Raw genomic sequence first — 2,059 nt, 5'->3', positions numbered from 1 at the left:
TATGCAAAACGGTTGAAATTAAGCTGGATTCGTCAGCATTATCATGAAATCGAAGCAATGAGCCATGAGGAGTATCTTCTCCAACTCTTTGAACAAGAAGTGAAACAACGGGAAAAACGAAAGGTTAATCAATTACTCTCTCAGGCAACGTTGCCTAAAATAGCAGGAAAGCCGTTTGAATGGACCCACATTCAAATGGCTCAAGGCATCACAGCAGAATATCTGTTAAACGGGCACTTTATTGAAAATGGAGAAAATTTAATCTTTTATGGAGGTGTGGGTACCGGAAAGACCTACTTATCGACGTTAATTGGTTTAAACGCGATTCAAAAATTAGAGAAGCGCATCAAATTTTATACGGTGGCTGGTCTAGTGAATAGCTTACTAGATGCGCACGAAAAAGGCTCGTTGAGCCGGGTCTTTAAGCAGATAGAGAAACTCGATCTTCTGATTCTTGATGAACTAGGGTACATCCCTCTACATAAACAGGGGGCAGAACTTCTTTTTCAAGTCATCTCAATGTGTTATGAAAGAAAGAGCATGATTGTGAGACGAATTTACAATTTGGTCAGTGGAATCACGTATTTGAGGATCCGATCTTAACGGAAGCTGTGATCGATCGGCTGATTCACCATTCTCATTTAATTGTATTTAATGGAGAAAGCTACCGGTATAAAGAATCATTATTACACAATAAGTAAATATAGGGATTGGCAAGTGGTACATTTTTAATTGCCATTTGATACATTTCCTACTTGCCAAAAACATGTATTCTTTTGTCAATTTAGAAAAAACAAAAGAACAAAGAAAAATCTAATAATAATATTATTTTCCATTTTAAATTCATATCTTAAATTAGGAGTGGAATTATATGCTAAAATTAAAGGTGGGAATGGGAAATGACACTTTTTTGGATTTTGCTTGGTTTCTTTGGTATTGTCTTTGTTCTGTATCTCATTACAACTGCTATTGGTGATGGATTAATGCATGCTCAGGGGTATAGTAGTCAAGTGCTATCAATGATACACATTGCTGGTATTCCTAATCTCCAAGAAGGAATAGATGCTCATATTGGAACAAAAAGTGATCATCTTTTAATTAACAATACCCATCGACTCTCATTAGATCAAGTTAAAAGAGTTCAACATTTAACTGAATACCAATTAGTTGAAAAACAAAAGTCAGTCATTAAAAGAGCAGTTGTAGGAGGTCTTTTATTTGGACCACTTGCTGCTATTGTAGGTGGAATATCTGGTATTGGTACAAAACAAACAAAAGAAATTCAAAACTTTTTATCGATTGACTTTATCGATAAAGCTGGTGAGGAACATACTGCTGTTTTTCTTTTAAGTAAGATTAGTATGGAAGATATTACAAGATTTGTTAAGGATGTTAACGAAAAGGTCGGGTATGAGGAAAAAATAGACGTCCCAACTATAAAAAATCCATATGAAATATAACAATTAAATATTAAGATTATTTAAAACCTGTAAAAATGATTATAAAAATTTTTACAGGTTTTTATTTATCATATTTAACAAAAGTATTTTGCTAGAAAAATATATTACTTTAATACAATTAACATTCTTAAGTTGTTTCCGCATTTGTTACCCATTCTTTAAAGAAGAATCGAAACCCGTCATTGATTACTTTAGAACTTTGATATTTTGACTATTATTTCTGCATTTTAAGAAAGCTTAGTTTAATCAGGTTTGTTAAATGGATAACATCTAAATTGTTTATTTGTTAACTTAGAATTATGATAAAAATAGATAATAATTCATTTTACTTCAATTTATAAATCTGAATTTCATAAAAAAATACAGTTAAACCTTTAATCCCTCAATAAATCATGTTTATCGAGTTCATAAATGTTATATAAGATTGTATTAATTATTTCAATTGTTTGTTGTAAAATTTCAATACTTGGTTTGATGCTAGTATAGTTTCATGGACACAACTAAGTTAAGTTTTTTGTAAATCTGACCATACTAGGTATAGAAAGGTTGTGTCCAAATGGTAAACAAAAATACAGGTAAAAAATATAATGCGGATTTTA

1 protein-coding gene and 1 pseudogene are annotated in these 2,059 nt (G+C 31.3%); both read left to right on the top strand.

Annotation, left to right across the window (positions count from 1 at the left end; translation table 11 throughout):
- Window positions 1-701: pseudogene (gene istB, locus G4Z05_RS16270) on the top strand (IS21-like element helper ATPase IstB); the annotation flags it as partial.
- A 198-nt stretch (window positions 702-899) separates the two neighbouring features.
- Window positions 900-1,460 (top strand): hypothetical protein, encoded by a 561-nt coding sequence (locus tag G4Z05_RS16265; protein WP_163252834.1) that lies wholly within the window; start codon window positions 900-902, stop codon window positions 1,458-1,460.
- Window positions 1,461-2,059: the final 599 nt, after the last annotated feature.

Origin of the sequence: Neobacillus thermocopriae, from assembly GCF_010975035.1 — a bacterium.
GTDB lineage: Bacteria > Bacillota > Bacilli > Bacillales > Cytobacillaceae > Neobacillus > Neobacillus thermocopriae.
Note: the sequence above shows the minus strand (reverse complement) of the source record. Positions and strands in the feature narration are given on the sequence as shown.

Coding starts and splice junctions, on each gene's coding strand:
- G4Z05_RS16265 (WP_163252834.1), top strand. CDS start 900: ATGACACTTTTTTGGATTTTGCTTGGTTTCTTTGGTATTGTCTTTGTT.